Raw genomic sequence first — 24,180 nt, forward strand, 5'->3', positions numbered from 1 at the left:
TGGTGTGCTGTCGAGTGGCGGCAATACGCACCCTAGCAACAGCAGGTCAGAGGTGCTGTCGCGGGTAGCGGTATGGACCGTGTCTCGAATGGAAAACAGCGACAAGACTTTCTTTGAGTCACGCAGCACCAGCAGGCCGGCCGGCAGCGGCTCGCGTCCTTGGCCGCCAACGGGCTCGTACGACTCGTCCTCGCCAGAGAGGTCCAGCAGCACCGGTCCCTCGATCCCCGCGGCATCAAATGCTCCCAGCGAAGTCATGGTGGAAACCGCCACCCAATTGACCGTATCGACCACCCCATTTATGCGCGGCAACCGTGCCTGGGCTCGGCCGAATGCACGGTGGATGAAGTTGGCGACCGAAGGCAGGTGCTTGCGCGGATTAATGCCCGCACGTTGGTAGTAGTTCGCATACGGCGCAATCGATGGGTGGGCCAGCAAGGCATCCTTGTCCACGCCAGTCCATGCCGCGCGGTTGGCCGACCAGTCAAGCCCCGCCCCATCGACGCTTCCCACGCCAGGCAAGCGCATCGCCAGGACCCTGGCGCCTGGAAACTGCACACGCGCCGCTGCCGATACATCGATCTCGAATATCTCGTTCATTGCTCTTCCTCGAAGTGCAGGTAACTGCCTAAGCCGCAATCCCGGAGGGTGCCACCGGTCAGCAGGTCGTCCGCCGCTATCAGGATGTTGTAGTGGTTGGGAAAGTGGCATTCGTCAAAGCCAATGACCTGACCAATGCAGGTGTCGCCCAGCAGCACCCGGTCACCGCGCTCGATGACCCCGGCCTGCTGGATTTCGACGAAGCCGATGAAACCGACCCGCTCAACCCGGTCGCCCGGCTCGGCCCCTGCCTGGTCGGTCGTCACCACTTCGTGCAACTCACCGCGCCGCACACATCGGGAGCGGTGCTCGATCAGCGTCATGCCACGTGCTTGCTGAGTGTGATAGAGCAGCTTCACCAGCCTCGCCTCGAGCCTGGCCTTGGACGGCCGACGGGGCTGTTCAGCGAGCATCGCGGGCCTCCATCGCATAGGTAGCGCGTACCAGCCGCACCGCATCGACACCGATCGAACCGTCTTCGACCATGCCTTGGATGCTCCGGGCGAGATGGGCGATGACGCCCTCGTATTCGTGATAGAGGGACGTCTTGAAACCCACGCTGTCCTTGAGCAGGTCGACGATGACCTGGCGTCCGTCGGCGTAGTCGATCACCAGGTCCTTCTGTTCGCCGTGGGCATAGTCCCAGCTCAGTTCAACGCTCGCCTCCAGCCCGACCGCGTTGGTCAGCGTGACCAACGCCCCCATGTCGATCCCCAACGCATTTCGACGAACCTGCGCCCCGGTGACCTCGAATCGGCCAAGCACAAAGCTCAGCGTGTCGTAGACATTCGGGCCATTGTCGGCAATGCAGCCGCCACCACAGGCGGCACTGTCCAAATACCAGGTGTCATGGCCGGCATGATCCTCGATGCGCTCGTGGTAACGCGCCCGGACATGCACCGCGTCATTGAACAGGCCTTGCTTCACGGCATTGAGCAAGTGGATGTTGTAGCGTCGGTGAAAGGCCGTGAGCAGCGTCAGGTTCAAGCGGCGGGCCATGTCGCGCAATTGCTCGGCCTGGTCCAGTTCGAGGGTCAATGGTTTCTCGCAGCACACATGCTTGCCCGCCTCCAGGGCGGCCATGCAAGCGGTGAAGTGAAGATGGTTGGGCAGGTTGATGATCACCGCGTCGAGGTCCGGGTCGGCAAGCAAGGTGGTGTAATCGGTATGGCAACGCACATCCGTCGCCGCGAATGGCGCCAGCCGTTCGGGCGCCTTGTCGCACACTGCCACCAGTTGGCACAGGGTGCTGTCTTGCAGCGCCTTGAGGTAGTAGTGGGAAATCACTCCCATGCCGATGATGCCAAGCCTTATGGTCATGCCGCTGTCCTCGTGATTCGGGAAATACCGAGTTGTCCCGCGATGCTGTCGAGCTGCTCCAACAGTGCGGCATCGACGGGAATGCCCTGTGCCAGGCGTTCGGTACGCACCCCCAGGTCAGGCGCGCCGGGATAGCTCAGTGGGTCGAACGCCGGATGCACGGGCGCCTGCGTGATGTACTGGAGCAATCGGTCCATCGACGAGCGGAAACCTTCGCCAGCACCAAAGGCTTCGGGGGACAGGGCCAGGAAGAAGTGGCCGATGCTATTGCGCCCTGGGTTGCCAAAGTCCGCACCGGTCTGGGCACCACTGAGCACCCCGCACAGGATCTCGACCATCATTCCAAGGCCCAAGCCCTTGTGTCCGCCCTGCTCCGCGTAAGCCCCGCCGAGCATCGGCAGCATCGCGCTGCCGTCCAGGTACGCGCCAGGATCGCTAACCTCGCGGCCTTCGGCATCGTGAAGCCAGCCGGTGGGAATGGTTTGCTGGCGTCGAATGGCCTGTTTGATCTTGCCGCTGGCGCAGACCGTCGTGCTCATGTCCAACAGGAATGGCGCTGGCATAGCCGCCACCGGAGCCGCCAGGCTGATCGGGTTCGTCCCCATCAAGGGCGCCATACTGCCCAGCGGATGAGCGACAGGCTCACGACCCAGGTTGGTCATGGCCATGCCGATCATGCCGTGTTCCAGTGCCATGCTGGCGTAGAAACCTGCCGCGCCAAAGTGCGAACTGTTACGCACCACCACACAGCCGATCCCAAAGTCCCGGGCCTTGTCGATGGCCCGTTCCATGGCCTGCTGTCCCGCCAACAGTCCCAGCCCGCCGTCGGCATCAAGGGTGGCGCAGGCCCCTTGGTCGCTGATCCACTGGCCGGTGGCGGCCAGGTTGATTTCACCACTCCGGGCACCGGCGATATAGACATTGACCAGGTTGGCGATGCCATGGGTATCGTGGCCGTTCAGATCGGCATGCAGTAACACGGGCGCCGCCTTCTGGGCCTGGGATGCGGTGAAGCCTGCTGCCTTAAGGGCAGCCACAGTGAACCCATGCAGCTCGTTGGCTGCAATGCAGAAGAAATCCATAGCGTTTTATCCTTGCTTGAGAGTGTTTTCGATCGGCTCGGCAAAGCGACGTAGCAGCCCCTTTACAGCGACTGCAAAGGTGTCCAGGTCATTGATCGAAACGTATTCACGGGAGGTGTGCGCTCCGTTGTCGGCCAGTGAGCCCGGCCCCCAGACGACGCTGTAGGCGCCGTTGCCCTGAGCCCACATCGCATCGCAGGTGAAGGCCTGTTCGGCATCCGGGTTCGGCACGATGCCGGCCTCGCCCAACAGGCGCTGCAAGGCCACATGGCGGTTGTTCAGGACCGGCAAGCCGCGCTTGAGCCAACGAGCGCTGCAGGTCGTGCGCAGGCGTTCGACAGTCATGAGGAATGGCGGGCTTTGGGCGAAACGTGAGCCGCACTGCTGCAACGCCTGGTCGAACGCCTGCTCGACCAACACCTCGGCATCCCTCGCCTGAGCGGCGCTGCGATAGGCAAAATTGAAGAGACAGTGCCCGCTACCGTAAACCCGGTTGTGGTGCATGCCGGTATGCAGGCCGGCCAGGGTCATTTTCACCTGCAGCGCGTGCAACGGCTCTGCCAACTGGGCAGCCATGGCCTGGGCGATGAAACCCAGAACCAGCGAAGCATTGTCGCCCTGTTGCGGAAAGTCGTCGGTCGAATCCCTGCCGTCCATCCGTACTTCGTATGTCATCGAGGTGGTAGAGGCATCGAAGTAACCGGGGCCGGTAGGCTCCACGAAGATGTTCAGACAGCCCAGGTAGCCTTGCTCGCACAGGTAGCGGGTACCATAGACGCCCATGGCGCCCCCTTCTTCACCGGCGACCACTTGGATCAGCACCCGGATATCGTCCAGCACCTGCGGCTCTTGCATCTGCAAGGCCTCCAGCGCTGCCAGCACCGCCAGGCCTGGCCCCTTATTGTCCACCGCGCCGCGGCCCTGTACGCAGCCGTCGACTACCTGCACAGGCAGATGAGGTGACACGGTGTCCATGTGGAAATTGAACATGACCGTACGTTCCCGTGGCCCGTTGCCGATCTCCAGCACGCTATGGGGCTGCCAAGCCAGGAACTGCGGCGCCTCGTTCATCCGGCGCTGTACCGACACCGGCACTCGCGCCTCATCGGGCAAGGCACCAGGACCGTTGAACACCTCGCGCATGCCCACTGCCTGCGCCCACTGGGCGAAGAGCATATTGGCCTGTGCGATGCACGAGGGCTGGCCGGTCTCCATCGGGGTCACCGTGTCGATGCACAGCAGTTGCTCAAGCCGGTCTACGTATTTATCCGTGAACAGCATGTTTCGCCTCCTGGCAGGATTGCAGCAAGTCCCGTGCATGCCCGGCATAGGCCTGATAGGTCTGCCGTTGTCGATGCGGATCCGTGGCCGACTGTTTGAGGTGCGGAATCAGGCACAGGTGCGGCTCGATCGAAAACCAGCCGTTGTAACCCTTGTCCAGCAGCAGATTGATGCAGTCTTTGGCCCGCACCTGGCCTTCCCCGGGGAAGGTGTAGTGCACTTCGTCCGCTTCCCGGCAGCCATCCTTCAGATGCACATGCGCCACGTGCGGGAGAACCTGGCGCAGGAACGCCAAGGCGTCATAGCCATAACTCAGGCCATTGCCGATATCGAACAACAGCTTCAAGTGATCCGAGCCAACGGCATCGAGCAACTGCAAGGTCTGCTCGGCGCCCTGGCCGGCCCAACCGGCACAGTTCTCGTGTATCAGCACGACATCGGCGTCTTCGGCCACCTCGACCAGACGCTTGAATCGCTCAATGACCGCATGCCGCCAGCGGGCCTCGTCCCAGCCACAATTGGGGTAGGACATGACACGGATCATCCGCGTCCCCAGACGCCCGGCCATCTGCAACAGGCATTGCAACTCGGCCCAGTCAGTCTGCCAGTCGGTATCGATCCTGCTGCCCCAATTGCCGATCTGCGAGGCCAGGACCACCACGTCCACGGACTGTGCGAGCAGCGAATCGCACATCGATACGCGTGATCGTTCCGACAGGTTGGCCAGCGGCACGCTGTCGACACTGCGCAGCTCGAGATGCCGCCAGCCCAGTTCAGCGTGGCACGCCAACTGCTCGGCCAAGGACGCGCAGCCTTCATCGGCGATCCCCGTGAGCTTAAATGACCTCGGCATGGCTGAACTCCTTCAACGCCTCGATGACGCGCGATACCTGCCCATCGCTCATGCCGGAGCACAGGGGCAATGCCAGGCATTGCTTGCCCAGCAGACGCGCATTGGGGTAGTGCGCCGGCCCTGCGGACCATTGGACAAACGCCGGCTGCTCAGGCAACGGCACAGGAAAATGCACGCGGGTCTGGATACCGCGCGCGGTGAGATGCCTGGTCAGCCGCTCACGCTCGGCACTGCGCACGACATAAGCGTGAGGGGAGAAATCCGGGGTACCGCGATGCTGGCCGAGCAACACGCCGTCGCTGGCTTCGATGGCTTCGTCGTAGGCCTTTGCAATGGCCTGCTTGCGGGCCAGGTGCAAGTCGTTTTCCCGCAACCGGGCCTGCAGCCAGGCGGCATTGGTCTCATCCATGCGGCTGTTGTATCCCAAGCGCTGGTGGTAGAAACGCCGACGGCCGTCCTGCCCATGATTGCGCAGCATCCGGACGGCTCCCGCCACCTGGTCGTCGTCAGTAATCACCGCGCCACCGTCGCCGATACCGCCCAAGGGTTTGGCCGGAAAGAAGGAATACACGCCAATGTCACCGAGTGTGCCGGCATGACGGCCGCGCAGGCGCGCACCGAATGCGGTGGCACTGTCCTCGAGAATCAGGACATCGTCGGGCAATGCCTCACGCAACGCGTCGACGTCAGCCAGGCCGCTGAACAGGTGGGCGACCAATACCGCCCGCGTCCGGGGGGTCAAGGCGCGGACGACGGCCTCGGCCTCGAGCACGCCGCTGTGGGGGGCGACGTCCACGAATATCGGTGTAGCACCCGCCTGCACAATGGATGAGGCGGCCGATACATAGCAAAAAGCAGGTGTTATGACCTCATCTCCCGGTCCAATACCGGATGCAATCAGCGACAGGGTCAGGCCAGAGGTCGCAGAACTTACACAGACAGCGTGGCGCGCACCGACCTTGGTCGCCAGGACTTGCTCGAAATTCTGAACCTGCTGCTTGAGAATGAAATCGCCTTGTTGGACCCGGGCAGCGAGAATCTCGAGTATCTGTGTCTGCGCATTGGGATAACGGCGTTGGAAATCCTGGTACTTGATCATGACTGGGCTCCGGCAGCGGCATAGAACTCGGTGATCGCCTGGCACACGCTGGCAACATCTGACGCAGTCAGATCGGCATAGAGAGGAAGGCCCAACGCCCGGGTGGCGGCCCGCTCGGCGACCGGAAAACGACCCTCGGCATGGGTTGGCCCGGCGCACACCGGCTGCAGGTGCAGCGGCAGCGGGTAGTAGGCCTCGACGCCAATCCCGCGCGCAGCGAGATGCTCGGCCAGACCGTCACGGTTCTGCGCCTCGATCAGGTAGACATAGTCGACGCATCGCTGGCGCGCTGCCCGAGGCAACGTGACCGGCACCTGCAGGTATTCACCCAAGGGCCCCAGGTGCAAGTCGTAGGCATCGCGAAGCGCGGCACGTCGTTCGATCTCCTGGTCCAGCTCGGGCAATCGTGCCCTCAGCCATAGGGCCTGCAGGTCGTCCATTCGGCTGTTGTAGCCCAGGCACTGCGCCAGGCCGCTGGCATCACGGCCATTGTCGAGGATCTGTCGCACCCGCCTGGCCAGATCCGCATCGCGGGTCAGGACCATTCCGGCATCGCCGAGCGCACCCAGGGTCTTGGTGGGAAAGAACGACAGTACGCCAAGGTCCCCGATCAGCCCGGCATGCCTGTCGTTCCAGCGCATTCCGATACCTTCGGCGCTGTCCTCGACAACCTTCAAACCATGTCGACGGGCGATGTCCATCAACGCGTCCATTTCGGCCATTTGCCTGAACAGATGGACCGGCATGATGGCTCGGGTACGCGGGGTGATGCAGGCTTCGATCAGGGAGCAGTCAATTGCGTAGCTGCCAGGTTCGATATCGACGAACACCGGCGTCGCCCCCACTTGCAGGATGCAGGAGACCGAAGCGAAGAAGCTGTAGCAAGGCACGATGACTTCATCACCCGGGCCGATGCCCAGCGCCATCAGACAGATGATCAGCGAATCGGTAGCGTTGCCGGTGGCGATAGCATGGGGCGCGCCGGTATAAGTGGCGATAGCCTGCTCAAACGCCCGCACCTGTTGGTCATTGACCCAACCGGACTGTCGATGAAACTCCGCCAGCCCCTCCTCCAGCAGCGGCAAGGCGCGGGTGAATCCTTCGGTGATCTGGAAAAACGGAACACTCATCGAACGGCCTCCTTGGCCATATGCATATTGATCGACGCCAATGCGCTGGCAGATGCAACGCCGCGGGCCTGCTCCAGCAACTCGACAACCTGCTGGTTGAACGCCACTGTGCCGCTGCGAGGCATATCGGCGCCGTGACCCTGCAGGTGGTTCCTGAAATAGCGGTAGTACTCGCCCACACATGTGGTCAGGGGCTCGTCAGCGAAGATCTGGTGAGCAGTACTGCCACTGTGCTCGGTGTCGCATCTGAGCTGTGCGTAGCTGTCGTCGGCGCCTACGGGGAAAAAGCCTTCGCAGCATTCGCCACTCTCCAGTTGCAGGCGCACACTGCGTTGGCGGATCGGGCTGGCAAGATCCGATTCGAGCAGCACCTCGATGCCTTGCTCATCGCGCCAGCCGATGCTGCCGGCCTTCATGGCCTGGCGCAGCTTGCCTTCGACGCGCAGATCTTCGGTGTGCGCGCGGAACCCGGACGCCGGAGCACCCGCGAACAGCAACGCCAGGCTGACCTGATGCGGCATTTCAATGTCGAACAGGTGTTCGCCATGGCGGGTGAAAGAGCGCGAAAAGCGAGGCTTGTCATGGACGATGTGCACACTGCGAAGCGGCTGTTCACTAGCTTCCAGCCACCGGGTGAGCCGTGGGACCAACTGACTGTGGCCCCACACCGAAACCACCAGGATCTGCGCACCATATTGTTGCTCCATGGAACGCAGCGCCTGGGCCTCGGCCAGGTTCATCACCATGGGTTTCTCAATGATGATGTATCGGAAACCGGCCATAAGCGCTTCGTGCACATGACGCAAGTGCAGGGCCGGTGGCGTACAGATATGCACGACACCTACCCTGCCCTGCAGTGCCGACGCCTCGGGTAGGCAGCGCTGCATCACCAGGCCATCGACCAACCCACTGCCCAGCTCAGGGTCCACGACCGTGATGGTGGTGTCGACGTCGGGCAGGCAGCCCTGCCGATGCAATGAGCGCAGGCTGGCCAGATGCAGGTTTCTCCCGCAGTGACCGAAGCCTAGGATGATTGAGCGCAGCATCGTCATACAGCCTCATCCGCGTCCAGCAGCCGACGGCTCTCCAGGCAAGGGTCAGCAGCTGTTAGCAGACGTTCCCCCACCAACGCGGCGGCAAAGCCGATGCGTTCTACCAATTGCATGTCCTGATGACCGGCAACACCGCTTTCCGCCACGGCGATTACCGAAGCAGGCAGACACTCGAACAATTGGGCGGAACGGTCGAAGTCGACCTTGAAGGTATCGAGGTCGCGATTGTTGATACCCACTATCGACGCGTCGACCGATAGCGCCTGGTCGATGTCCGCCTCGTCAAAAGTCTCCACCAATACATCCAGCCCCAGCTGGTTCGCCAAGGCATGCAACCTCGCAAGGCTGCCGGGCGGCAGGCAGCGGACGATCATCAATATCGCGTCGGCGCCCAGAGCCCGCGCCTCGTAGACTTGATACTCATCGACGATGAAGTCCTTGTACATCACCGGCAAGGTTATTTGAGGATGGTTGGCCAGCATGCCAACGACATGGGGCGCATTACCAAAGAACCGACTGTCGGCGATGACCGACAAGGCACTGGCGCCCCCGGCCTGGTAAGCCATCGCCAACTGGAGTGGATCATAGTCAGCACGCAGCACGCCCTTGGACGGCGAGCGGTACTTGGCTTCGGCAATGAGCGAGATTCCCTCGCCTGCCAAGGCACCGGCAAAGTGACGGGGCGCCCGTGCGTCACGAATCCGCTTGAGCAGGGCATCGATACCGTGCGCCTGCTTGCGTTGAGCCGTTTCCTGGACTTTGTATCTGACAATCTCTTCGAGCATGGAACGACCACCATCAATGAGTTTGGGATAACGCCGGTAACAAGGCTGCAGAGAAACAGCGAGCGGTTCCTCTGCCAGCCGGCGAGGAGCAAACCTAATGGCCGTGAAGGTTTAAAACCACCTACCCAATGGGGTAGGCAGGCGGCAGGATGCCATCGGCGATGGGCTGCACCAGCATGCGATGGCACTGGCCCTGCAGGCTTTCCAAGGGGATTTCGCTGGGGTATAACAAACGCTGGGAAACGGCATCCGGAAATGGAGATTCGATGCGTACTTGGCTCGCAAACCTGCTGGCATGGACAAGCTCGGTCAAAGATGAGCAGGACTTGGTGAACGGCGTTCAACGCGTTGCCTGGGAGTTGGATTTCGAATGGTTTTCGTTCGGTGTCTGCACAGCCCTGCCTTTTTCCAACCCCATCATGCAGATGCGCTGCAATTTCTCGAGCACCTGGCAGCGCCGCTACAGCGACGCCGATTTCCTGCTTGTCGACCCTTCGGTACAGCGAGCGCGCGCCTGCACCACACCCTTTTTGTGGCAGGGAGAACTCATGCGCAAGATGCCGCAATTCTGGGAAGAAGCTCGCGCCGCAGGCCTGCGATACGGCTGGGCCTGCTCGCGCACCAATGCCTCGCGCCACCAAAGCATGCTGACGCTCGCCCGCAGCGGCTCTACGCTGGATGTGACCGAACTCAATGCCAAGGAACTCAAGATGCGCTGGCTTGCCGAGACTATCGCGCCAGTGATGGAAAGGCTGCTGATCACCCCGTCACATCAGGCCCAGCATTACCGGCTGACCGCACGGGAAATCGAGGTGCTACGTTGGACGGCCGATGGCAAGACACAGGAAGAGATCGCGCAGATCCTGGCCATCTCCTTCGACACCGTCAAATTCCATGTGAAGAACGCCGTGGGCAAGCTCGGCGCCACTAACAAAACCGCAGCGGTGGTCAGGGCAGCCGTCCTGGGCATCATCAGTTGACCCCACACCTACCTCGCAGGGAGCGTCACCGTGTTTCCAATGGATATCTGGTTCACCTACACCACAGCTTGCGTGCTGCTGGTCCTCTCTCCAGGCCCTGACAATTTGCTGGCGATAGGACGCGGGCTCAGCCAGGGTCGCCTGGCAGCCCTCGTGTCGGGCCTGTCGTCTGGCCTGGGTATCCTGTTTCACGTCACCACCGCGTCGCTGGGGCTCACGTTGTTGATCCAGACCTCGACCGTCGCCTTCTGGGTGGTCAAGTTGGTGGGGGCCGCCTACCTGCTCTGGCTCGGGATCAAGGTGCTGCGTGCCAAAAGCTTGATCACCTTCGCGCCCGCCGCGCGACAGCCCCTGCGCAGCATCTTGCTGACAGGCTTCCTTTCAGCGGCGCTCAATCCCAAGCCAGGGTTGTTCGTGCTGGCGTTCATCCCTCAATTCATCAACCCCGCACTTGGCTCGGTCACTGTGCAGATGCTGGTCTACGGGTTCTGGTTCGCTCTGCTGACGGCCGTGGGATTTTCGTTGATGGGTATCTTCGCCACGCGCCTGTCGCAATACATTTACAAACGCCCGCGCCTCGCCAACGGGCTCAACCTCGGCGCGGGGTTGACCTTCATCGTGTCAGGACTTTCCATCGCCGCGCTCAGCCAGAAATAACACTCACAGGTTTGGCCGATGCAATCAAAAAAAGCCGCGATCCGCCTTCAGCGGTCGCGGCTTTTCTTCAAGAGTGTTCAGGCGACGAGGATTTCCTCGAGGAACTCAATGAACACATTGATGCGACTGGAGCCGCGGTGGTTGGGCAGATACAGCGCGTTGATGCAGGAGCTGGCGGCCCCGGGATTGACTTCGTAGTGTTCCAGGACGCGGCTAAGGCGGCCCTGGCCGACATCGTCGCGCACCAACCAGTCGGCCAGCAGCGCCACGCCGCCACCGGCCAGCGCCGCCTCTCGCAGGATGTCGGCGTTATTGCTCTGCAAGCGCCCCTGCACATTCAGGCTCAAGACAGCTTCGTCGCCCTGGAAAGTCCAGGCATGGTGCGCTGCGCCATAATCAAAACGCAGGCACTGGTGTTTGAGCAGGTCATTGGGGTGGCGTGGCAAACCGGTCCGTGCCAGGTACTCGGGGCTGGCCACGACCCAACGCTGGAAATGGCCGATCCTTTTACTGACGATGTCATCGCTGACCACCGACGAACCGAGACGCACCGACACATCGATTCGCTCGCTGATCAGGTCACTGACCCGATCGCTCAACGACAGGCTGATTTCCAGGCCGGGATGACGATCAAGCAGACGGCCCAGGTGGGGAGCGATGATGCGCCGGCCGAACTCCACCGGGACACTGACACGCAGATGCCCTTGGGGCTCAGTGCCACGGTCGGCGACAATGGCATCGGCTTCGTCGATGGACTCGATAATCGCCAGGGCCTTCTCGAAATAGGCTTGCCCGGCGACCGTGACGCTGGTGTTGCGCGTGGTGCGATTAAGCAGGCTGGCGCCCAGTTCCCCTTCCAACGCCGCCACCTGCCGGGTCACCGAAGACGTGGAAATACCCAGCTTGCGCGCCGCCGATGAATAGCCGCCACAACGCACGGTTTCAACAAACATCTTCAGCGCCAGCAACTTGTCCATAAGCCGATTCCGAGAGCGAAAAATCACCTCGACGACTATGCCTGAGCACGCAAGAGCTGTCTTGTATGACTGTGCTCAAGCCTTGCGATGGCGACGGCTTAGGAACAGCACCAACGCCAAGCCTGGAACACAGGCGATCGCAGCCGCCGACAGGTTCCACCCGACCTGCTCATACAGGGGGCTGGCGATCAACGAACCCAGGGCCCCGCCGACAAAGATGCTGGTCATGTACACGGCATTCAGACGCGCCCGGCTATGGGGATCGATGGCGTACACCTCACGCTGGCCGAGGACCATGTTGAGCTGCACGGCAAAATCCAGCAGCACCGCGCACACCACCAGCCAGAGATAACCACTGCCTGGCAGGGCCCCCAACCACAACGCAACAGGGGCCAGTATCAACGCAGCGAGGGTGCCACGCTGGCCATGCCCGGCGTCCGCCAATCGACCGGCAATCGGGGCCGCGATCGCACCAACGGCCCCTACCAAGGCAAACATCGCGACCTGCGCCTGGCTGAAACCGTGTTGGCGAATCAGTTCAATGGGCACGATGGTCCAGAACAGGCTGAAGCTGGCGAACAGCAACCCTTGATACAAGGAACGCTCTCGCAGGCTTGGGTGGCGTCGCGCAAGGGCAAATACCGAGCGGATCAACTCGCCGTAAGAGGACTGATGGGTTGGCATGCGCCGTGGCAGGGCAACGGCCATGACCAAGGCAATCAACGCCATCAGGGCTGCGGCGCTGAAGAACACACCACGCCAACCGACCGCCTGTGCCAGCAGGCTCGACAGTGGGCGTGAGAGCAGAATCCCCAGCAGCAAGCCGCTCATGATATTGCCAACGACACGGCCACGGCTTGCTTCAGGGGCCATGTGCGCCGCCAGCGGTACGAGAATCTGCACGGCCACGGAAGTGAGGCCTATCAGCAATGAGAACAACAGGAACAACGAAGGCGAGTCGGTGAAGCCTGCCGCTACCAGGCACAGGCTGGCGACGAGCGTGAAGCCCACCACCAGGCGGCGATTTTCCATCAAGTCAGCCAAAGGCACCAACAGCAGCAGGCCCACGGCATAGCCTAATTGGGTCAGCGAAACGATCAGGCTGGCGTTGGCGCTGGACAGGCCGATTTGCGGGGCGATCAGCTCGACGATCGGCTGGGCGTAGTAGAGGTTGGCGACGACGGCCCCACAACAGAAAGCCAGCAAGGCGACCAGGGTGCTGGAGATTGGAGCCGGTCGTTCGCCTGCCTGCGCCGTATTTGCCGGAGTTGCAAAGTTGCCGATGGCCATGATGGAACCTCATTCGATGGAGAGAGTGTCGCCAAGGCTAGGCGCGACGCTCGCCCAGGAGAATCCGTCGCTGGGGCAATGCAGCGATGCGCATGACGCAACGACCCCAGCGTTGCCAATGACGCAAAACGTCATTGCGCGGGTTGGCAATACCGCAACCCATACCCCTTCGCTACGCTTGGGCACGGGCTACGGAGAACCGGCGAATGAAGGGGCGAATCATGAAAACCAAGCCGCTGTGGGTGGGCGCCGTCGTACTCGCCTTGGTGGGTGGAATAGGTGCCGCGTTGTTGATGTGGCGCCCGGCGATCGCTCCCGCCGACGCGCAATCACCATTCGATTCCAGCCAAGTGCACCGCGGTGCGCGGGTAGCCGAAGCCGGCGACTGCGCGGTCTGCCATACCCGTCCCGGCGGTCAGTACCTGGCCGGAGGATTGGCGCTGGTCACACCGTTCGGCACGCTCTATAGCACCAACATCACGCCGGATATCGAGACCGGGATTGGCCAGTGGTCATTGCCAGCGTTCCAGCGGGCGATGCGCGAGGGCGTTTCCCGGGATGGGCATTTGCTGTATCCCGCTTTCCCTTACGCGTACTACCGGCGCATGACCGACGAGGATATCGCGGACGTCTACGCCTACTTGATGAGTGGCCCCGCCGTACACGCACCAGCCGTGCAAAACCGGATGAACTTCCCGATGAACATCCGGCCATTGGTGTCGTTCTGGAACCTGCTGTTTCTGCATCAGCAACCCTTGACGCCCGTGGCCCAACAATCTGCAACCTGGAATCGTGGACGTTATCTGGTCGAAGGCCCTGGCCACTGTGGCGGCTGCCATTCGCCGCTCAATCCGTTGGGCGCGGAGAAATCCAACCAGCATCTTGCTGGAGGGCATGTAGACGGATGGGAGGCCCCTTCCCTGCTGGGTATGGCCAGCCGGACATTCCCCTGGAGCAGCGCGCAACTGGCGCGCTACCTGCGGGCGGAGGTGGTCGAGGGCCATGGCACCGCCGCGGGACCGATGCGACCGGTCAGCCTCAGCCTGACCAACATGCCGGCCAGCGACGCCGACGCGATCGCCGAATATCTCCTGAGCCTCAAGGCCCCCGCGCCCAGCCCGGTCGCGCCCTCGATCAAACCTCCCAGCGAGGTGATCGGGCAAACGCCTGGCCCTCTACTGTTCCAGAGCGCCTGTGCAGGCTGCCATGGCCCGGCCGCGCCCATGCGCCAGATCGATGGGCGCCCTGCACTGGACCGCACATCGGCGCTGCATGCGACGAGCGCGCGCAACTTTCTCAAGACCGTGCTTGAAGGTGTGCCCGCCACCCCGGGGCGCCCCGGACCGAGCATGCCACCTTTCGCTGCCAGCCTCGACAACCACCAGCTCGCCGCCCTGGCCGGGTTCCTGCGCGAGCAGGCCAAGCCTGGCCAACCGTGGGCGGATCTTTCTTCCACTATTGATGAGTTACGTCAGGAGGCGCAATGACCCAAGTGACCCTCAACGTCAACGGCTCGCCCCATTCGCTGGAACTGGAGCCGGACATGCCGCTGCTGTACGCGCTGCGCAATCACCTGGGGCTCAACGGCGCCAAATACGGATGCGGCCTGGGTCAGTGCGGAGCCTGCACCGTGCTGGTCGATGACCAGCCCGTGTTCTCCTGCCTGACGCCCTGCTCCGGCCTGGAAAACAAGCACATCCGTACGGTCGAAAGCCTGGGCACGGCGGATCGTCCTGGCCCGTTGCAACGGGCCTTTATCGAGACCCAGGCCGCACAGTGCGGTTACTGCATCGCCGGCATGCTGATGCGCGCCCAGGCGTTGCTTGAGCGCGATCCCCATCCGGACGAACAGACCCTACGCGAGCACATGGCAACCAACTTGTGCCGTTGCGGAACCCATTTGCGCATCATCGACGCCATCAGCCGCGTTGCCAGGCCAGACAGGAGTGCCACATGACCCTTCGCGATGAAGTCGACCAAGGGCGCCGCGCGTTCCTGCGCGGGGGCGCGCTGGTGCTGGCGTTCACCTTGGTACCGGCGGCGCGTCATGCGCTGGCCGATAGCGAGGTCGATACCCTTGGCACGGTCGTGCTGGCGCCCGATCTTCCAGGAAGCCTGCGCACCAATCCCTACCTCGATGCGTGGATCCGCGTCAGTGCCGAAGGCATCACGGTCTACACCGGTAAAGTCGAATTGGGGACCGGGGTAAAAACAGCCCTCCTGCAGATTGCCGCGGAGCGCCTGCACGTCTCGCCAGGGGCGATCACCCTGCTCACCGCCGACACCGCCCTGACACCGAACGAAGGCTATACCGCCGGCAGCCACAGCATCTTCGACAGTGGCACCGCCTTGTTCAATGCCGCCGCTCAGGTGCGGCAATTGCTGCTGGAATCGGCAGCACGCAACTGGGGTGTGGAAGCCGCATTGCTGGTGACTGACGAGGGCGTCATCCAGGGCCCGGCTGGCCAGCGAATGTCCTACGCCGAGGCCGTCAAGGGCGTCGACTTGCACCTTTACGCGAAGGCGCAATCGCCATCGCTGCCACCGTCCGCCTTCAAGCTGATCGGCCATTCGCTTCCACGCCTGGATATCCCGGCCAAGGTCAGTGGCGGCGCCGCTTTTGTCCAGGACATGCGCCTGCCAGGCATGCTGCATGCGCGGGTCATCCGCCCGCCACGTCCTGGTTGCGCTCTTGAAGACTTCGATACCGAATCGATAAAACGCCTGCCCGGCGTCGTACAGGTGGTGCGCGACGGCAACTACCTGGCGGTGGTTGCCCGAGATGAGTGGCAGGCCATCAAGGCGATGCGCAGCGGCTATGAGCTGGCGCGCTGGAGCGGCGCAGAGCCGCTCCCCGACCCTCAGGACATCCACGGATTACTGACACGCCTGCCCGCCCGCCGCTACCCGATCAGCCATGAAGGCACACCAGCGGCCACAGCCAGCGCGAGCTATCGCGCCCGGGTCACCAAGCAGTACCTCATGCACGGTTCCATCGGCCCTTCCTGCGCCGTGGCCTGGTTCAAGGATGGCCTGCTCACCGTTTGGACTCATACCCAGGGGGTCTTCCCTCTTCGCGCGGGAATCGCCGAAATGCTGGGGCTGACAGTCGAACGAGTGCGCTGCATCCATGTCGAGGGCTCCGGCTGTTACGGCCACAATGGTGCGGACGACGCGGCAGCCGATGCCGCATTGATCGCAATGCGCGTCGCCGGCACGCCGGTGCGCGTGCAATGGATGCGCGAACAGGAAAATCTCTGGGAGCCCTACAGTTGCGCCATGCTCACCGAGGTCCGGGCCAGCCTCGATCCGCAGGGCAAATTGCAGGACTGGACCTATGAACTGTGGACGACGCCGCACAACGAACGCATCGTAAACGCCGGCAGGTTGATTCCCGCCCGGTTGTTGGCTCGCCCGTTCGTTTCCGCGCCGTCGGTGCCGATCGCCCAGCCCGAAGGGGATGGCGATCGAAATGCCGTGCCGCTGTACAGCCTGGCGTCCACCCGCATCGACATGAACTTCGTGACCCAAATGCCGTTTCGCACCTCAGCGATGCGCTCGCTGGGGGCGCACATCAATATCTTCGCCATCGAAGCCTGCATCGATGAACTGGCCGTCCAGGTCGGCGCCGATCCAGTCGCCTTTCGCCTCGCCCATCTCACAGACCCACGGGCACGTGCGGTGATCGAGCGTGTCCGGGACGCTATGGGCTGGCCGCACAAAAGCAACGAACCAGGTTCAGGCATAGGGTTCGCGTTTGCCCGCTACAAAAACATCATGGGTTACTGCGCCCTGGCTGTCCGTCTACAGGTGCATCCGCTGACAGGCGAGGTACAACTCGATCACGTGGTGACAGCGGTGGACGTGGGCCAAATCGTCAACCCCGATGGCCTGCGCAACCAGGTGGAGGGCGGCATTGTGCAGTCCGCCAGTTGGACGCTGTTTGAAAAAGTCGGTTACGACCCCGGTGGCGTACGCAGCTACGACTGGAGCGGTTATCCGATCCTGCGCTTTACACAATTGCCCAGGCAGGTCGATGTGCATTTGCTCGATCAACCGGGGCAGCCATTTCTCGGTGCCGCCGAGATCGTCCAGGGCCCCATGGCCGCCGCCCTCGGCAATGCCGTGGCGAATGCCACGGGCCGGCGTTGGCTGAACCTTCCCCTGACCCGGTCAGCGCAGCCGCAATAGCCCGGCCTCACGCCGCCCCAAAGCGTTGCGTTTGACGCAATGCAGCGTAGAGCTTCGACTGGATTATCACTCGACGCCGGGAGGATTAAGTTAGTGACCAACCGCTGCACCCTGCCATGTCGTCACGAGGAACACCCATGACTCAGCACCTGCTTGAACCCATTAAGGTTGGCCCCTACACACTTGCTCATCGCATGGCCATGGCGCCCCTGACGCGCTCCCGGGCCGGGCAGCCGGGCGACCTGCCAACCGCCATGAACGCTGAATATTATCGGCAACGCGCGAGCGCCGCGCTGATCATTACCGAAGCCACGCAGATTTCCCGCCAAGGTCAGGGCTACGCCTGGACGCCAGGCATCTACAGCGACGAGCAGGTCGACGCCTGGCGTCAGGTGAGCACACACGTGCATGAAGCCGGTGGGCGGATATTCATGCAGCTGTGGCATGTGGGGCGTGTTTCTCACCCCAGTTTCCAACCCGATAACGCCCTGCCGGTTGCCCCCAGCGCACTGCCCGTTCCAGGCAAGACGTTCATTGTCGATGATCAGGGCAACGGCGTTTGGGAGGATGTACCCACGCCCCGCGCCCTGGAAGCATTTGAGATCGCCGACATCATCAGCGACTACAGTCGCGCAGCGCGCAATGCCTTGAGAGCCGGCATGGACGGCGTCGAGATTCACGCCGGCAACGGTTATCTGCTCGACCAATTCATCAATAGCAACAGTAACCAGCGTGAGGACAATTACGGCGGTAGCGTGGCGAATCGCGCCCGGCTCTTGCTGGACGTCGTGGAAGCGGTTGCCGATGAGGTGGGGGCAGAACGCGTGGGCGTACGGCTGACGCCCATGGGACGCTTCATGGGCATGGGTGATGCGACACCCGAGGCCACATTCGGCTACATCGTCCGCTCGTTGAACCGCTGGCCCCTGGCCTACCTGCATCTCGTAGAACCGGCCGTGGTAGGCACCGTCAAGGACGAAAACTTCGATCCGCGCTGGGACGCGATCATCAGTCAGTTGCGTACGCAATGGAACGGCGTATTGATGATCGCCGGAGGCTACGACCCGCAAACAGCGGAGCAAGCCCTGGCCGCCAACCGTGCGGACATCATTGCCTTTGGCAGACCTTTCCTGGCCAACCCTGACTTGCCACGACGGATCCGCGACGGGCTAGCGCTCAACACCCCAGACCCGAGTACCTTCTTTGGCGGTGACCAGCGCGGATACATCGACTATCCCGCCCATCCATAAGGCAAACATTATCCCAGGCTCGGTCTGCCCGGTGCGCTGTCCTCAGGCGCCTGGCGACCGAGCAGCGAAGTCGCCAACAAGGCGTCCAGCCCCATCGGCTTGGCAAAATAATAACCTTGGGCCTGCCCTGCCCCCATTTCGCGCAACAAGAGCAGCGTCTCTTCATCCTCGACACCTTCGGCCACCACGCTGAGGTCCAGAGACTCGGCCATCCGCACGATCGCCCGGACGATGGCGCGGCTGCGGGGGCTGCTGGTCAGTTCGAAGATGAACGACTTGTCGATCTTCAAGCCGCTGAAACGGTATTGATGCACATAGCTCAGGGATGAAAATCCCGCGCCGAAGTCATCGAGCACCACCGACATACCGTTGTCGGCCAATTGCTGCATGGTCAAGCGGGCAATAGCAGGCTCGGCCACCAGCGCGCCTTCGGTCAATTCCAGGCAGATCCGCGACGGCTCGACCTGGTACCGCGCCAACAGGGCAAGCACATCATCGGCGAAGTCCGGGCGCGTCATGCTGTAGCTGGAGCAATTGACATGCACCGGCGGCCAATTAGCGTGCTCGGGCTGTGCGAGGATCACGGCGATGCGGGTGAGCATATACAGGTCCAATCGACCGATCAGGCGCAAACCCTCGACATCCGGCAAAAACTCGCCCGGCGCGATGATGCGACCGCCCGGCTGATGCCAGCGAATCAGCGCTTCAAGAGCCACCAGCTCGCCGTTTTCAACGCTGACAATCGGCTGGAAATACGGCAGCAGTTCGTCGGTACGCTTGAGCGCATTGCGCAACGCCCCTTCACGCTCGACCTGATCGGAGACTTGCCGACGCACTTCCTGGTTGAACACCCCGTAGCTGTCGCGCCCGGCACTTTTAACCCGATACATCGCCACATCGGCATCGCGCAGCAAGTCGGCGGGCTCGTGATGGAACTGACGGTCGGCGCTGACAATACCGATGCTGCAGGAGGAAAAAATTTCGTGGCCATTGATGAAAAATGGCAAATCGAACACCGCCAGGATCCGTTCGGCGATTTCGATCGCCACCTCCAGCGTCGCTTCCGGCGCCAGCACCGAAAACTCATCGCCCCCCAGGCGCGCCAGCATGTCGGTGTCACGCAAGCAACTGCGCAAACGGTGGGCAGCCTGCATCAACAGCAGGTCGCCAAAGTGATGGCCGAAGCTGTCGTTGACCCTCTTGAAGCGGTCGAGGTCGATGAACATCACCGTCAGTTGCCCGCCTTCGCTCTCGAACCGCGACCAGGCCAGATTGAGGCGCTGTTGCAGATAAGTACGATTCGGTAGCCCAGTCAGCGCATCGTGGGCATTTTCGTGCTGCAACTTGGCGTTGGCGTGATCGAGTTCGCGGGTGCGGTCCTGCACCCGGGCTTCCAGCTTGAGGTTGGCGGCATGGATCGCCTCGGCTGCGGTGCGGCGCGACAACGCCGTGTCAATGTGCCGGGACACGAACGTCAGCAGCTCCTGGTCGCGCAGGGTGTAGCCCACCTGCGAGGTATAGCTTTGCACCGCCAGCACGCCACGCACGACATCGCCATCGAACAACGGGATGCCCAGCCAGGAATGAAATCGGACCGACTCGTAGGTGACTTCGAGTTCACCTTGCGCAGACAACCGATCAGCATCAAAGGGATCAATCAGGCAAGGGCGACGCTGGCGGATAACGTACTCGGTCAAGCCCCGGCACCCACGTCGTGCCGCCGGGAGGGTCGTTTTCCGCTCATCGACATAGTACGGAAAGGTCACTTCACCGATCGCGTCGTCGAACAGCGCGATGTAGAAGTTCTGCGCGAACAGCAGATCACCGACGATGCCATGCAAGGTTTGAAATAGCTCAGCCATGTCCCCGGGCTGGCTCGACAGCTCTGCAATCTGGAACAGCGCGCTCTGCAAATGTTCGGCGCGCTCTCGGTCTGCCACTTCCTGGCGCAATGCGTCGTTGAGTACCGAAAGCTCCAGCGTACGACGCATCACCGTCTCCTCCATGCCCTCTCGGTTCAGAATCCGGTCCAGGGCCATGGCCACGTGACGGGCAACCACCAGAAACAGCGCGCGGTCCTCAGCGCTGTAGGTACGCGCAACGTCGTAGACCTGCATGGCAAGCATGCCAAATACCTCATCCGAGGCATTTTTCAACGGCGCCCCCATCCAGAACTCGGGACGATCACCCACGCAGTAGAAACGGCCCTCGGCCTGAGCCTCGCAAATGCCGGCAGCGTCGATCAGCAACGGCTGGCCCGTGGTCAACACCTGGCCGGTCAGCGACAGATGCGCAGGGTCAAGGTATTCGTAATGCTGGGACTCCACGGCATCAACGTCGATGATGTCGACGTAATACGGGTAGTCGATCTTGCCTGTGCGCGGGTCATACAACGCGAGATAGAAGTTCTCGGCGTCGATCAGGCTGGCGAGCAACTGGTGAACCCCAACCAGGAATACGGAGCGGTCGCGGGTCGAACTGGCCAGGTAGGTAATCTCGTACAGCACACGTTGAGTGACCTGGGCACGGGCAAGGGTATTGGTCTGAACCTCAATGCCCAAGCGCCGGGCAAACTCGGCGAGCGCCGGCTCCTCGGCATCGGTGGCTGGCGCCAGTAGCCATCCCAGCACGCTTTCGCCTCTACCGGTCGGCCAACGGTGCAACTGTCCGGTCTGGCAGAAAGCCTCAAACTCTGTATTGGCAATGCTTGATGGCCATTGCCCCCGAGGATCGCCTTGCCCGACCAGATGCATCTGCTCACCGGCGCGATATACCACCCATTGGGTGGTATGGGCCCAGTTACGCGCCGATTCCAACAATTGCTCAATCGTGTCTTCGTCGCCTGCGTATGCCATGCCGACAGGATCCGGGGGTTCTTGGCTGTGAGGTGTGACAACGTAATTGTTCGATTGCGGCGGGGAATCGCTCAATGGACGAACACTCATCAGCGCTCCCTGAGCCAATAAATGGCGTGATTTTTACTTATCGACTGCCAGAAATATGCCAGAGAGCCCTTGATGTAAAGCTTCCATGCGAATTCCTTATCGGCAATGGGACAGCGCTCACTGGCACGGCGACTTAACAAGTGAGCGCTGTATTGCCGGAAGGTTCAGATGAGGTAGGGAAGTCCTTTGCGAGAGTGGTGTTCTGGAAACGTGTGTTTGGGACAGCCGAATCGCCTCACCACACAGCAATATGCGAATCCGCCCTGGGCTCGGTCCCACCACACAGTACCCCGCTGACCGGATCGCGCAAGATGATCTGGCCCCGCCCGTAATCGGTCAGGTCGCTGGCGATCCGCACGTCATGACCTCGCCGCGCCAGGGCATTGGCCAGGTCGCGGGAGGCGCCGTGCTCGATGCCGACTTTCATTTCGCCCAGCCATTGCCAACGCGGAGCGTCCAGGGCCGCTTGCGGGTTCAGGCCGAAGTCCACCAGATTCATCACCATCTGCACATGGCCTTGGGGCTGCATGTAGCCGCCCATTACGCCGAAAGGACCAAGGGCCTGGCCATTGCGGGTGAGGAAACCGGGAATGATGGTGTGGAAAGTCTTCTTGCCCGGGGCCAGGCAATTGGCATGGCTCGAATCGAGGCTGAATTCCTGCCCGCGGTTCTGCAAGGCAATGCCGCTGTCGGGCAGTACCACGCCGGAGCCAAATCCGTGGTAGTTGCTCTGGATGAACGAGACCATGTTGCCTTCCCCGTCAGCGGTCGCCAGGTACACCGTGCCGCTGGCGTGAGGGTCGCCAGGCTTGGGTGGCAGGGCCTGTTCGCTGATCTGGCTGCGACGGCGAGCGCTGTACTCGGCGCTCAGCAGGTCAGCCACCGCCACGCGCATGTGCAGGGGGTCGGTGATGTAGTGCAGGCCATCGCTGTAGGCCAACTTCATGGCCTCCAACTGGCGATGCCAGGTCTGCGGGCTGTCGCGGTGATCGAAGCTGAAGCCTTCCAGTATTTTCAGCGCCATCAAGGCCACCAGGCCCTGCCCGCTCGGCGGGATTTCCCAGACATCGACGCCTCGGTAGTTGACGTGGATCGGCGCCACCCATTGGGCGCGATAATCCTGCAGGTCCGTGGCGCGAAGGTAACCGCCGCTGGCCCGGGAGTGGGCATCCAGGCGTGCGGCCAGGGCACCGCGATACAGGCTTTCGCAGCGGGTGGCGGCCAGTTCTTCAAGGGTGCGGGCCTGGGCCGGGTTGCAGAAAATCTCCCCGGCTTGTGGCGCGCGACCGTCAATCAGAAAGGTTTGGAACCAGGCATCCAGGACCTGATCACGATGGGGCGCGAACTCGTTCAGCGCGATCTGCCATTGATGGGCAACCACCGGCGACAGTGCAAAACCGTCCCGCGCCAAGCTGATCGCCGGCTGCAGCAACACGGCAAAGGGCAGCTTGCCAAAACGTTGCGACAACTCGGCCCAGGCCGATGGGCAACCCGGGACAGTCACCGGCGTCCAGCCATAGAGCGGCATCTGTTCATGGCCGGCCGCCTTGACCGCCTCGATACTCAGGGTCGCCGGTGCATGGCCGTTGCCGTTGAGGCCGTGCAATTGGCCTTTGCACCAGACCAAGGCAAAAGCATCGCCGCCGATGCCGCAGCCAGTGGGTTCGACTACCGTCAGCGCCGCCGCCGTGGCGATGGCGGCATCAATGGCATTGCCGCCTTTTTGCATGATCTCGATGCCCGCCTGAGCCGCCAGGGGCTGGGAAGCGGCGACCATGCCCCGGCGGGCAAAAACGCTCTGGCGTTGCGACGGATAAGGGTACTCGTGAGCAGAAAATTTCAGCATGGCAAAGGCTCTTCAGCACAAGGATTCATGGGTCGAACTTAGGGGAACACTCTTGCAAAGGTCATAACACGCGACTGAGAAAAGCCCGGGTTCGAGGGTGCGTGGGATGACTGAAAATCTGCTCCGGCGGGCCTTGCTCGATGAGTTCGCCTTGATCCAGCACCACCACACGGTCTGCCACTTCTCGGGCAAAACCCATTTCATGGGTGACCACGACCATGGTCATGCCCTCCTCTGCCAACGCTTTCATCACTTGCAGCACCTCGCCAACGGTTTCCGGGTCAAGAGCGCTGGTGGGTTCGTCGAACAACATGGCCTGGGGTTTCATCGCCAGGGCACGGGCAATCGCCACCCGTTGCTGCTGGCCGCCGGAGAGCATCGACGGGTAGTGGTTGGCCTTGTCCGCCAGACCGACCCGCTCCAGCAGGTTGCGGGCCTGTTCCAGCGCCGCGGCGCGAGGCATCCCGAGCACCTGGATCGGCGCCTCGATGATGTTCTCCAGGGCCGTCATGTGAGGAAACAGGTTGAAGCGCTGAAACACCATGCCGATGTCCCGCCGCTGGCGAGCGATGTTGCGCTCCGAATCGCGCACCAGGCTACCGTCGGCCCGCTCGCGATACCCCATGGCCCGGCCATTGACGCGGATGCGCCCGCCCTGGATGTCTTCCAGCAGATTGATGCAGCGGATAAAGGTGGTCTTGCCCGAGCCGGAAGCGCCGATCAGCACCACCACTTCGCCACGCCGTACTTGCAAGGATATGCCCTTGAGGATCTGCAACTCGCCAAAGGACTTGTGCACATCCAGGGCTTCGATGATCAGCTCTTCACTTTTGTGCGCCATG

Annotated in this window: 20 protein-coding genes and 1 pseudogene; 6 read left to right on the top strand and 15 right to left on the bottom strand. The window is 62.2% G+C overall.

Annotation, left to right across the window (positions count from 1 at the left end; genetic code table 11):
- Window positions 1-27: 27 nt before the first annotated feature.
- From ACWNZ1_RS13725 to trpC, 10 genes and pseudogenes are all read right to left on the bottom strand, one after another.
- Window positions 28-711 (bottom strand): annotated as a pseudogene (locus tag ACWNZ1_RS13725) (phenylalanine--tRNA ligase beta subunit-related protein); the annotation flags it as partial.
- A complete protein-coding gene (locus tag ACWNZ1_RS13730) occupies window positions 597-1,013 on the bottom strand; it encodes a DUF6917 domain-containing protein (RefSeq protein ID WP_135845924.1) in 417 nt (138 codons plus the stop codon). The gene ACWNZ1_RS13730 and the pseudogene ACWNZ1_RS13725, both read right to left, overlap by 115 nt.
- A complete protein-coding gene (locus tag ACWNZ1_RS13735; RefSeq protein WP_135845925.1) occupies window positions 1,003-1,920 on the bottom strand; it encodes a Gfo/Idh/MocA family protein in 918 nt (305 codons plus the stop codon). Before ACWNZ1_RS13735 ends, ACWNZ1_RS13730 begins: the two co-directional genes overlap by 11 nt.
- Complete coding sequence (locus tag ACWNZ1_RS13740) at window positions 1,917-3,002, bottom strand: Ldh family oxidoreductase (protein ID WP_135845926.1); 1,086 nt, start codon at window positions 3,000-3,002, stop codon at window positions 1,917-1,919. The genes ACWNZ1_RS13735 and ACWNZ1_RS13740 overlap by 4 nt, the downstream gene beginning before the upstream one ends.
- 6 nt (window positions 3,003-3,008) lie before the next feature.
- On the bottom strand, window positions 3,009-4,283 hold the full coding sequence (locus ACWNZ1_RS13745; protein ID WP_256453314.1) for a M20/M25/M40 family metallo-hydrolase: 1,275 nt from the start codon (window positions 4,281-4,283) through the stop codon (window positions 3,009-3,011).
- Window positions 4,267-5,136, bottom strand: a complete 870-nt coding sequence (locus ACWNZ1_RS13750; protein WP_135845928.1) for a sugar phosphate isomerase/epimerase family protein — start codon at window positions 5,134-5,136, stop codon at window positions 4,267-4,269. Before ACWNZ1_RS13750 ends, ACWNZ1_RS13745 begins: the two co-directional genes overlap by 17 nt.
- Window positions 5,120-6,235, bottom strand: a complete 1,116-nt coding sequence (locus tag ACWNZ1_RS13755) for a DegT/DnrJ/EryC1/StrS family aminotransferase (protein WP_135845929.1) — start codon at window positions 6,233-6,235, stop codon at window positions 5,120-5,122. The genes ACWNZ1_RS13750 and ACWNZ1_RS13755 overlap by 17 nt, the downstream gene beginning before the upstream one ends.
- Entirely contained in the window at window positions 6,232-7,365 is a 1,134-nt protein-coding gene (locus ACWNZ1_RS13760) for a DegT/DnrJ/EryC1/StrS family aminotransferase (RefSeq protein ID WP_158296366.1), read from the bottom strand. Before ACWNZ1_RS13760 ends, ACWNZ1_RS13755 begins: the two co-directional genes overlap by 4 nt.
- Window positions 7,362-8,417, bottom strand: coding sequence for a Gfo/Idh/MocA family oxidoreductase (locus ACWNZ1_RS13765; protein WP_135845931.1), 1,056 nt, complete (start codon window positions 8,415-8,417; stop codon window positions 7,362-7,364). The genes ACWNZ1_RS13760 and ACWNZ1_RS13765 overlap by 4 nt, the downstream gene beginning before the upstream one ends.
- Window positions 8,414-9,202 (bottom strand): indole-3-glycerol phosphate synthase TrpC, encoded by a 789-nt coding sequence (trpC, locus tag ACWNZ1_RS13770; RefSeq protein WP_280944098.1) that lies wholly within the window; start codon window positions 9,200-9,202, stop codon window positions 8,414-8,416. Before trpC ends, ACWNZ1_RS13765 begins: the two co-directional genes overlap by 4 nt.
- Before the next feature lie 266 nt (window positions 9,203-9,468).
- On the opposite strand from trpC, the gene ACWNZ1_RS13775 reads away from it, so the two are divergent.
- Together ACWNZ1_RS13775 and ACWNZ1_RS13780 are read left to right on the top strand one after the other, a co-directional pair.
- Entirely contained in the window at window positions 9,469-10,182 is a 714-nt protein-coding gene (locus ACWNZ1_RS13775; RefSeq protein WP_158296367.1) for an autoinducer binding domain-containing protein, read from the top strand.
- A gap of 30 nt (window positions 10,183-10,212) precedes the next feature.
- Window positions 10,213-10,839 (top strand): LysE family translocator, encoded by a 627-nt coding sequence (locus ACWNZ1_RS13780; RefSeq protein ID WP_238346647.1) that lies wholly within the window; start codon window positions 10,213-10,215, stop codon window positions 10,837-10,839.
- Window positions 10,840-10,916: 77 nt separating this feature from the next.
- Here ACWNZ1_RS13780 and ACWNZ1_RS13785 read toward each other — a convergent pair whose 3' ends face one another.
- Window positions 10,917-11,816, bottom strand: a complete 900-nt coding sequence (locus ACWNZ1_RS13785; RefSeq protein ID WP_135845934.1) for a LysR family transcriptional regulator — start codon at window positions 11,814-11,816, stop codon at window positions 10,917-10,919.
- Between the two features lie 75 nt (window positions 11,817-11,891).
- Window positions 11,892-13,106, bottom strand: a complete 1,215-nt coding sequence (locus ACWNZ1_RS13790; protein WP_135845935.1) for an MFS transporter — start codon at window positions 13,104-13,106, stop codon at window positions 11,892-11,894.
- 221 nt (window positions 13,107-13,327) lie between these two features.
- Between ACWNZ1_RS13790 and ACWNZ1_RS13795 the strand changes: the two genes are divergently transcribed.
- From ACWNZ1_RS13795 to ACWNZ1_RS13810, 4 genes are all read left to right on the top strand, one after another.
- Window positions 13,328-14,593 (top strand): c-type cytochrome, encoded by a 1,266-nt coding sequence (locus ACWNZ1_RS13795; RefSeq protein WP_256453316.1) that lies wholly within the window; start codon window positions 13,328-13,330, stop codon window positions 14,591-14,593.
- Window positions 14,590-15,063 carry a (2Fe-2S)-binding protein gene (locus ACWNZ1_RS13800; RefSeq protein WP_135845937.1) on the top strand — a complete coding sequence of 158 codons (474 nt, stop codon included), beginning with the start codon at window positions 14,590-14,592 and terminating at the stop codon, window positions 15,061-15,063. Before ACWNZ1_RS13795 ends, ACWNZ1_RS13800 begins: the two co-directional genes overlap by 4 nt.
- Window positions 15,060-17,297, top strand: a complete 2,238-nt coding sequence (locus ACWNZ1_RS13805) for a molybdopterin cofactor-binding domain-containing protein (protein WP_456027698.1) — start codon at window positions 15,060-15,062, stop codon at window positions 17,295-17,297. The genes ACWNZ1_RS13800 and ACWNZ1_RS13805 overlap by 4 nt, the downstream gene beginning before the upstream one ends.
- A 137-nt stretch (window positions 17,298-17,434) precedes the next feature.
- Complete coding sequence (locus ACWNZ1_RS13810) at window positions 17,435-18,547, top strand: alkene reductase (RefSeq protein ID WP_256453318.1); 1,113 nt, start codon at window positions 17,435-17,437, stop codon at window positions 18,545-18,547.
- 8 nt (window positions 18,548-18,555) lie between these two features.
- On the opposite strand, the gene ACWNZ1_RS13815 is transcribed toward ACWNZ1_RS13810, so the two are convergent.
- From ACWNZ1_RS13815 to ACWNZ1_RS13825, 3 genes are all read right to left on the bottom strand, one after another.
- Window positions 18,556-21,492 carry a sensor domain-containing phosphodiesterase gene (locus tag ACWNZ1_RS13815; protein ID WP_456027699.1) on the bottom strand — a complete coding sequence of 979 codons (2,937 nt, stop codon included), beginning with the start codon at window positions 21,490-21,492 and terminating at the stop codon, window positions 18,556-18,558.
- 235 nt (window positions 21,493-21,727) lie between these two features.
- Entirely contained in the window at window positions 21,728-23,338 is a 1,611-nt protein-coding gene (locus ACWNZ1_RS13820) for a gamma-glutamyltransferase family protein (RefSeq protein ID WP_256453320.1), read from the bottom strand.
- Window positions 23,339-23,399: 61 nt separating this feature from the next.
- Complete coding sequence (locus tag ACWNZ1_RS13825) at window positions 23,400-24,179, bottom strand: amino acid ABC transporter ATP-binding protein (protein WP_135845942.1); 780 nt, start codon at window positions 24,177-24,179, stop codon at window positions 23,400-23,402.
- Window position 24,180: the final 1 nt, after the last annotated feature.

The organism is Pseudomonas sp. CFBP 5748 (assembly GCF_053850495.1).